This window comes from Bradyrhizobium oropedii (assembly GCF_020889685.1).
Classification (GTDB): domain Bacteria; phylum Pseudomonadota; class Alphaproteobacteria; order Rhizobiales; family Xanthobacteraceae; genus Bradyrhizobium; species Bradyrhizobium oropedii.
Genome location: NZ_JACMYO010000031.1, coordinates 48216 through 57466 on the forward strand (window position 1 = coordinate 48216; position 9251 = coordinate 57466).

Below are 9251 nucleotides of genomic sequence, written 5' to 3' on the forward strand. Positions count from 1 at the left end.
GGCACACTGTTGACTGCGCCCGCTGTTCTGCGGGCCGGCGACGAACATCGAGGAGCGGCGGCGTTCCCCTTCACTCCGATGGTGCCGCCGGATGGGTTCCATGACGCCGCCCCAATCGTAGCCTTCTGATGATCATCGTGCATGCGATGATGGGGACATGCTGATGGCGGCGCCGGAAGTACCGGAGACATTTGATATCTCGGCAGCGGGCAGAGCGGCTTCTCTGTCGCTGCACAGGAAAGCGTAGAGTTCCTTCACGCAAATGCGGGCGTCCTTCTTTTCTTTTTGAAAGGGCGGGACGATGGGCAACCTGATATCGGCCTTTTGGTAGAACGGACTGCGCTCTTCGTACAGCTGGTTAACCTTCTGCTCGATGTCGACGCCTTGCAGCAGCGGCCGGGTGGTGTCCCCCTTGAGGCGCCTGCGGAGCTCTTTCGGCTCGGTGTCGAGCCAGATCGACCTCGCCTTATCAAGGATCAGGGCTTGATTGGTTTCCTTGGCAAAGCAGCCGCCGCCGGTTGCGATGACGATGGGCCCTCTCTCCAGCTGCTTGGCGAGCTCTTTGGTCTCCAGGTCCCTGAAGTGCGCCTCGCCGCGGCCAGGGTCGTCGAACATCTCCTTCAGATTGCCGTGCGCGGCGACGATTCGCTTATCGATGTCGACAAACTCCACCCCCAACTCCTTGGCAAGCTGGGCGCCGATGCGCGACTTGCCGCTCGCCGGCATGCCGACGAGCACGACCGGCCGCGTACCGAGGGCCGCGAGGATCTCGCCGGCTTGCGGCGAGCGAGCGATTGCAATCTGTTGTCTTGCGACGGTGCTCGACCTGGAGGTCCCTGCCGCCCTCGACCTGCTTTCTCCTGACGAGCCCCAGTGTAATATGTCAAAGGCACCGCGCGGAATGGGGACCAGCTCGCATTCGCTCTGCGCGCGCTGCGCGAGCTCGGCCCGGTAACTGGCCGGCGTATGGAACTCGACCACGAAGCGATAGTTCTGCGCGGTTCTGAACGCCGTGTGAACGCCGCGTAACCGCGGCGTGTCCATCCTGATGAACCAGTTGGTGGTCTCGACCTCGTCGCAGTCCCGCTCCTCGAAGGCCACTTGCGCCCTCCTGAAGCCGCGCGTAAAATCCTCCTCCGGGATCTCGAAGACATGGCGCACGGCATTGGTGACCAGTTGGGCCTCCGGCGCCGCGCTCACGCTCTGGCCGGTCAACTCGTCGGCTACCGAGACCTGCCCGCGCGACCGTTGGTCAAGATGCGGCACCTTCACTTCGATGCCGTTCTGCCGCAAAAGCTCGGCAACCGCATGCACAGTTTCGGTAATCGCGCTTTCTTGCGCTTCGGCGGGGGCGGCTTCGAGCCTGGCGCGCTCCAGGGCCTCTTCGACGCTCAGCGTTATCCTGCTGGCGGGGTCGTCGTCCGCCGAGGTTGCTAAGGCGCTGGGCAGGATGCGCTTCTCGACGGCGAGTCGGACCGAGGCCTCCATGACCGAGGCTGCCAGCGTGGGGTTCTCCTTCAGATCCGCCAGGCTGCCAATGACGTCAAACCGGCCCTGGTGGAGCTTTGCCGCCTGCGCCTTGACATAGGGCGCCGGCCTGAAGCCCGGCCTCCGCTCCAAGAGCCGCCGCAATTCGTTGGCTTTTTGCGTGAACACCCGCGTACCGGTATCGGACTTGTAGGCATCCGTGCCGACCTTAATGCCGACGCTCAACAGATTGATGGCGCTTTCACGCAGATCGTCCGGGTTGTAGCCGTCGGGCCGCGGATCGATGCGCGGCTGGTAGTGGTTGAGCAGGAAGTCGATACGCTTCCTGGCGTCAGCGGCTGCCGGATAGGATTCGCTGAGTTTCGGGAAGAGCGCGCCGGCGTCGGCGCTGACGGCAGGCTTCGCGCCGGTTGAGGCCACGGATCGCGCTAACTGCTGCTTGACGTCCGACTGCTCATGAGCGGGCTCGCTATTGAGCTGCAGGTTCCAATCCTGGAGCTCGGCCACTAGCAAGGCGGCCAGTTCGCAGGCCACCGGATGCCTGGCGGCCTTGCTGTCTTCCCCCGCCCTGGCGATGAGCTCACGGAGAGTCTGGCCATCCGGCCGATCTTCCTGCAACAGTGCGAGGATGTCGGCCTTGAGCTCAGGATGAATGCCCTCGTAGGTGCCGAACATGGCACGCTCAGCAAACCAGCGTTGCGCCTCCAGCGGCTGCGCCAGCATGTTGCGCTGCAGGCAGCTGTAGGTCTCCAGCACGGGCCCGGAGGCCGACAGGATTTGCTTGGACCGGCTGAACTGGTAGCCGCCTTTCTCAATGGCCGGCGTGTGCGACTTCGGCGGCTTCAGCGAGGCGATGTCGCGCGCCTGCAGCTGCGCGTCGAACTGGCGCACATGCTCGTAAAGGCGAGGCCGGTCGCCGACGATGACGACGGCGTCGCCGTCAAAATCGCCGTCGAGCTTTTTTTGTTCGGCGCTCGGAATCGCAACCAAAGAGCCGGGCGCGAACACCTCCGTCGCCTGCAGGATCCCGACGCACTCGAGCGCGGTGTCGGCCTTGACCCGGTCCTTTTCCCCCAGCCAGCGCGAATGGCACTTTACGTCCTCGGCAGACATCACCACCCCGCGCTCGGCGAAGTCCGCCGGCCACATTTCGTCGGGCACAACGATCAAGATGCCCTTGGCAAAGAAAGTCGGATCGTCGGCGGCAAGCCCAGCCCCCGACCTGTGCGCGACGTTGAAGCTGTATTGGAAGGCCACGCACCGATCCAGGAATGCCGCGGTCCGATCGCCATCGCGCGCCGACCTGACCCGGTCGGCAGCGAACGGGCGCAGGTTGGGCTTGTCATAGGGAGAGCGTCCGACAAGCACGCCAGCGTCACGGGTCAAGGTCTTGCTCTTGGCCGTCGGCACATGCAGGTATTCGTCGCTGGACGGCACGGCGATAGCGCCCGAACCCCCAATATGCCCGCCCGTGACCGTCCGGAACAGCTCCTCGGCGGTGAGGCTTTGATGGGTTTCGAGCCAAGCCAGAGCCTTCTCGCGGGTCTCCTGTGCCACCTCGACGCTGCGCGGATAATGTTGCAGCGCCGAGGGCGGTACTGCCGATTGCCTTTTATCCGCAAAGGCCGGCATCCGCTCGGGAGCGTCGTGGCGAGCCCGGGCAATGGCCGGCATGCGCTCGGCCAGTGAGGCCCTGATGAAGCCGCAGCCGTCATGCGGCCGCAAGGCGATCTCGCCGTCTCGCCCCTCGAACCGGAAGGGATGCACTGCGCCTGCGGGGCGGTCGGGCAGAAGGGACAGCCTGAAGCGCCCTTCCAGCGCATAATCATGCGGGCCAACGTCGGAGATGCCCGGCGGCGAGGCAAATCCGCGGCGCTGGGTATAGTAATAGGCTTCTTTGAACGGCGCCCAGGCCCGCGACAGCTGCTCAAAGGCCGTACCCGGAGCCGTCTCGGCATAGGGGATCGCCAGAAGCTTGCCGCTTGGGGCCTCTTCGGCCGCGAAGGGCAGCTGAGAGGCAAGCTGGTTCAGGCTCTTTTCCGGCGGCTTCAGTTTGCTGCCGCCGAACAGGTCCATGCGGTAGGGCGCGCCCTCCACGATGAGCGTGCGTGTCAGCATGGCGCCAGTCGGAGCTCCCTTTAGCTGCACCGCCACCACCTTCACCGCGCCCGAGGTCAAGCGGTGGAAAATGGAATAGCGCAACTCGGCTTCGCCGACCAGCGGCCGACCTTGCATGTCAACCACCGGCAGCCGCATCAGTCCGGCATCGCCTTGCGGCGGTCTCGGCTCGTGGTCCATGGCTTGAAGGACCCGATGGACATCGAAGCTGGCGGCTGCATGCTGGGCCTGGACCATCGATGCGTTCTGCGCCATGAAGGTGTCGAGCGCTTCGAGCGGCTCCTTCGCCTCGATCTCGGCGATCACGTTCCAGCTCTTGTAGGAAAGGTCGCCGTAGATCAGGGCGCGGGCACTGTCCAGGATCTGCCTGGTCTTGCCGTGCAGCTCTTCTTGCCTGGCCTGCAAGGCGAGCTCGTCGCCGTCGACATAGGGCCGCCGGTAGAGCGTCTCCAGCACCGCCCGGCTCTTAAGCACCTGATAGATCGAAAGTGCCGGGAAGCGGCTTGCATTGGCGGCGTTGGTGCGCTCGGCCTGGTCTGCCTTGAGATGAGCATCGATCTTGTGTTCCACCACCGGCTGGATGGCGTTGAGCAGGTTCAGCGCCTGCCTGCGGTGCCAGCGCAACACCGGCTTCGGGCTGCGAGCCAGTGGCAGCAGGGAGGCGCAAAGATTGCCCATCGTCTCGAGGTTGTTGTCGCGCTTAAACTCGGGAGCGGCACGCAACTCCTCGAGCCTCTCCAGCCCCGGCTGTGCCAGCGCACCGAGATCGTCCAACAACTGCGCCTTGCCCAACGCCTTGAATATAATCGCGATGGCACGGACATCGGCCTGCTGCAGCCGATCCTCGGCATTTTGGAGCTGGTGCGCCAGCCGACGCAGCCGGTCCTTCAGCAAGGCGGGTTCGGCGACCTCGCCGGCGGCCTCTCCCTCCTCGATACTCCGCGACAGACCGTTGGCGACCCTGACTAGCGCAGGCGTGCTGAAAGTGCTGAAGCGACGGCCCTCGGAACCGAGCTCGCCGGCGATGGCAACGATCGCCCTGCGTGCTTTTTCTTCTTCCGGCCACTTGCCGAAACCGCTCACCAGATTGCCCAATTCTTCATCCGAGAATCCGTTGCCGTCGCGGGCAATCACCGCGCCGGCGATGGCAAGCGTCGCTTCACGCGTCTTCTGCTGGTTCGGCCATTTGCTGAAGCCGTACACCAAATCGGCCAACTCTGGATCCGAAAATCCGTCAAGATTGCCGTCGCGGGCAAGCACCGCCTCGGCGCTGGCAAGCGTCCCTTCGAGCGTCTTCTGCTGGTCCGACATTGCGTCGGAGATGCGGTGCGGGCCTCCTTCGCTATCAGGACGCACCGCTTGTCCGACCAACTCTCCGCGATCCAGCAAAACGCATCTCAGGGCCTGGGCGCCTTGATGACGCACGGGCTCGACGGAAAGTGATGAGCCGGCTTGCTGAACCGGGGTGGTCGGTTCACGGCCATGATCACGCTCGGCCGAAGCGGACAAGGTCAATGGATTGGCTTCCTGCCCGCCGCTGGCCCAATGACTGCGAGTGTCCATCTCCGAAGCGATACCGCCCGAGGAATCCAAGATGGCGTTGCGGTCGATGATCTCCGTAAGGCCGTCAGTAGCGCGTCCCTGTGACGGATTTCGCAAAAGGCGAGGGCCGTCAAACAATGCGGACTCACGATAGGGGCGATTCAGGCGAGGATTCGGGCAACGTTCAATCTCGGCCAGCACCTCGATGACGCCCGTAAGGCCGTCAGAAGTGCGCTCCTGTGACGGATTTTGCAAAAGGCGAGGGCTGTCAAGCAATGCGGACTCACGATAGGGGCGATGCAAGCGAGGAGGCGGGCGACGTTCAATCTCGGCCAGCACCGCGCCTAGCCGCGGCGACATACTACCGAGCGAATTGTCTTCCCGATCGGATGATTCCACCGAGCTCACTACGCTTGGCTGCTCCAGATTGTCAGTTGCTGACGGAGAAGCTTCCGTGCTCGCTTCCTGCGTAGCATTGGTCCACTCGCGCTGCTGGATTTCCACATCTTCTTCGATGATGGTATACAAAGCACGATCAGCCCGGCCTCGCTCGACAAAATCCATGCCTAGTCTCCCGTTTTAGAAGCCCCGCCGGCGGTTCTGATCACGGGTATAGCGGATTGCAGCTTACGAGATGCTGACGATCGCGACGAGAATCCCCGCGTCAGGGCGTCTCGTCACAAGACCCCAAGCTCGCCGAATAGCAACTATGGTTGGAAGCTCGAGATTTCCAAATGCAGCACGGCCCCAGCATCGTTTCTCGAGTTCGGTTGGGTGGCCCCTTAGCAGAAAGTAACGCGTCCGGCTAAGCTACCATCAGCCTCGCGTCATTTGCCGGCCGCTGAGGCCGCCTTCTCCCCGTTTCAGTTCCTGAGACTCGACCCGTATCGTCGTCTGGACAGCGGGAGCCTGGCTTTTCTCCGTCCAAGCAAATACCTAACCAACCAAGAGCCACTGATCCGTACGAGTGGAAATCAAGCGGCTACGCCAGGCCCGCGCCAATAAGACTAATTGAGAGATATCGATCAGGCAGCGTTCGAAATCCAATTCAAAAGAGCTGTTTTCGGTTTGGCGCCGACCGAGAAATCGGCCACCTCGCCGCCCTTGAAGATCGCGAGCGCCGGAATGGAGCGCACGCCCAATTGGGCGGCGAGTTCCGGGTTTTCATCGATGTTGAGCTTGGCGACCTTGATCTTGCCTTCCATCTCGACGGAGATTTCCTCGAGGCTCGAAGCAATCATCTTGCAGGGATCGCACCATTCGGCCCAGAAATCGACGAGGACGGGTGCTGCGGATTCCAGAACTTCCGACTGGAAGTTATTGATATCGACTTTCACGGTAGCCATGACTGCTCCTTTTTGAAGAAGATGTTGAACCAATGTGACGGTGCGGCGCAGAATTTTCAACTGTCAACCCGACCATGGTGGCTGTAAAACTCACGCGCGAACCGCTGCTGCCGGCTGTCCTTTGACAGCCAGCCTTACCACTAACACGCGGTTGCGTGCGCAAGTTTTTCAGGTTCATCCGCTAGTCGTCCGTTCTTTAATCGCAGGCACGGTGTCAACCCCGATCGACAAAAATGATCCGCTGCCGGGTTCATGGTTCTTTCCGCGGGTGACCCGAGCGCTCATTGATCGCAGCACCGCCCGAGCATCGGCGAGATAATCGAGCGCTTGAGTGAGCGACATGGGACGATTGAGCCGGCGTTCGGTGAGGCAGTGCGTAGCGCGGGTGTACCATGGGCCGTTCTTCACTACTAAAAGTGCGTCCCGACCATACTCGGCCGACGCGCGTCCCGCGGGTCACGCCACCTTGTAGCCGCCGGCATAATCGCGGTTGGCGCTCAAGACTTCAACTTGGGTCATGGGTCATCTCTCAGAGGGCGCCGGAGGCCTCTCCTCCGTTCTTCAACCCTTCACGGCGAAGCCGCAGGGGAAGGCTTTTCCCTCACGGCGTAACGTCGGAGTTAAGGAAGTCGGATCGACGTCTACGCGACGCCGGTTGAGCTCTGGTGGATCCTCGAGCTTATCGCAAAGCTGCTTTTGGCGAGCGGCAACAATGGAAGGAGTCCAATCGTTGTGCTCCAAAACCTGCGTCGTCAACACGAACGGCGACACGCCGTCTTTTGCGAAGTACGCCTTTTCTTGCGATCGAAGTCCCAATTGCTGGCCGAGGCATTTTTCTTCCTCGTCAGAAGAGCCAAATTTCCGAGCGAGTGAACGATGTCGAGGCGCTTCTGCGCGTCCGGAAACCACTCGATCCACTTGCTGTCTGCCCTCGGATTCTGCGGCATCACGTGCTCAGACGGTGATGGTATCGTAGTCGTAACTTGCGCCCCCGCCGGACATCAATGCGTCCAGACGAAGCAACACAGCGGACCGGGCGCGAGCGGCTAGTGTATCGTATAGAGGTCCGCTCAAAACCTTGAACGTCGCTGCCTGTTCGGCCTGCGAAAGCTGTAGCGCGGATTTCTCGCTTGCCAAATCATCACCGCTCTCGACTTACTTGGTGAGCCGTGAGAATTTCTCTATGCGGTCATTGAAACTGCTCTTACGGATCAACATGGAGTACGCAAGGCGCTCCAAGTCCCGGAAGAACGTCTCCATTTTCTGAGGCTGGCTGCGGTGGCGCACGGCAAAGGCTTAGGCGGGCGGTAGCCAATCGTCAAATTCGAGGCGGTTTAACCAGTTCAAAATGCTCGTTGACAACTTCCGCCTTTTCCGAGCTGACGTAAGCGGAATCGGTCAATTCAGCAAAGACCTTGCCGGTGGGAACGATGACATCATCGATCAGTTGCTTGGGTTTGTAAGCTTGCGCAACATGGTCGCGGAACTCTTTGAGGACCGTGCCTTTCCGGTTTCGCTTTGCGATAGATCATGCGAATGAGGCTGAGAAGCTCACTGAACTGATCGCGTCCCAAAGATTCTTCCAGATCTTCCCATTTCTTGGTGTAGGCGTCCCGTTGCCTGTCTTCGATCGCACCGACAATCTCGGCCTTTAAAATGTCGCCAGGTGCGAGTGGTAGACCACGGCTATTTAGAATCGAGAAGATGCGATACGCAGAGTCAAGGTCCCGGGTCGAGACAACGACGAGGAAGCAGCGCGTGACCATGAATTGTGCGAGTGTCAAGCGCTCCGCGACCGTCATCTGCTTAAGCCGCTCGTCAAAGTAAAGAGCGTTGCGGCGCAGGTTTTGGCGACTATCAGAATTTTGCTCGCCGAGGGCGATGAGCTTGGCTAAGCCGGAAACCTGCGGACAGAAGTCGGGAGCGGCTCACAGCGAAGAAAGCGAGGTATCGAGAGATTGAATCGTTTGGCCCCTATCGATTCATAGAAAGCATTGGGCCTCACTTCCACAGGAAGCGAGAATCCGCCTATGCCGAACCTCAAATTAGAACCGCTTCACCTTCGCCGCATCGATACCACGCGCAACATGCGGCGGTTTTACTTGCTTTCCATCCAGCCGACCTTGTTCGGCGGGATCTCGCTGATCCGCAACTGGGGCCGGATACGATGGTGTAAACCTTTGACGGCAGCGATGAAGCGGGCGACGCATTCGGACGACTGGAACGCGCCAAGAGCTGCCGCGGATACGCTGCTGTGGAGGAGAAGGCCTGATAGCTCGTCAGTTTTCCGTGGATTGTGGCTCCGCCTGTGATATCTGCCCTACCCGTCCGGCACTCTTCATGTCAGACGGAGGAAAATCACAGCAAGGGAGCCCATTCCCTGACGACCGCGAATGAGATTGCCGAAAACATCGCCGCCGAGTACAGCATGACAAAGACACGGGCGAAGGCTATCGTGGACGGCGTCTTCAAGGCGATTGCCGACGCAGCGGTGAGCGGTGCGGAGACAAGCATCCCGGGCTTCGGCAAATTCAAGGTCAGTGCGACGTGAAAGTCGCCTAAATAATTGTTTGTACAGGAGTTGTCTCATGGAACAAACCTGATGTTCCGTCATCAGTAGCCTACCGGCACATGCGGGACTGGTAACGGTCCGGTGTGAAGCTGCCGGGACAATGTAGCCGGGCCTTCGGGCCATGCCGATGCCGTGAGGCAGAGGTATCTTCTGCGAGCATCATTGCGGATGGGGCGCTAGTACCC

Annotated in this window: 4 protein-coding genes and 2 pseudogenes; 2 read left to right on the forward strand and 4 right to left on the reverse strand. The window is 61.0% G+C overall.

The window, feature by feature from the left end; all coding sequences use genetic code 11:
* Nucleotides 1-132: 132 nt before the first annotated feature.
* The 4 genes from H8A95_RS11655 to H8A95_RS11670 form a co-directional block, all read right to left on the reverse strand.
* Nucleotides 133-4995 (reverse strand): shikimate kinase, encoded by a 4863-nt coding sequence (locus H8A95_RS11655; protein ID WP_376711627.1) that lies wholly within the window; start codon nucleotides 4993-4995, stop codon nucleotides 133-135.
* 1178 nt (nucleotides 4996-6173) lie between these two features.
* Nucleotides 6174-6494 (reverse strand): thioredoxin, encoded by a 321-nt coding sequence (gene trxA, locus H8A95_RS11660; RefSeq protein ID WP_229165900.1) that lies wholly within the window; start codon nucleotides 6492-6494, stop codon nucleotides 6174-6176.
* A 752-nt stretch (nucleotides 6495-7246) separates the two neighbouring features.
* Nucleotides 7247-7441 (reverse strand): HNH endonuclease family protein, encoded by a 195-nt coding sequence (locus tag H8A95_RS44435; protein WP_376711626.1) that lies wholly within the window; start codon nucleotides 7439-7441, stop codon nucleotides 7247-7249.
* A gap of 489 nt (nucleotides 7442-7930) precedes the next feature.
* On the reverse strand, nucleotides 7931-8377 hold the full coding sequence (locus tag H8A95_RS11670; protein WP_312000740.1) for a DUF262 domain-containing protein: 447 nt from the start codon (nucleotides 8375-8377) through the stop codon (nucleotides 7931-7933).
* Between the two features lie 147 nt (nucleotides 8378-8524).
* Between H8A95_RS11670 and H8A95_RS11675 the strand changes: the two are divergent.
* Both H8A95_RS11675 and H8A95_RS11680 read left to right on the forward strand, forming a co-directional pair.
* Nucleotides 8525-8766: pseudogene (locus H8A95_RS11675) on the forward strand (WGR domain-containing protein).
* 108 nt (nucleotides 8767-8874) lie between these two features.
* Nucleotides 8875-9042, forward strand: a pseudogene (locus H8A95_RS11680) (HU family DNA-binding protein); the annotation flags it as partial.
* Nucleotides 9043-9251: the final 209 nt, after the last annotated feature.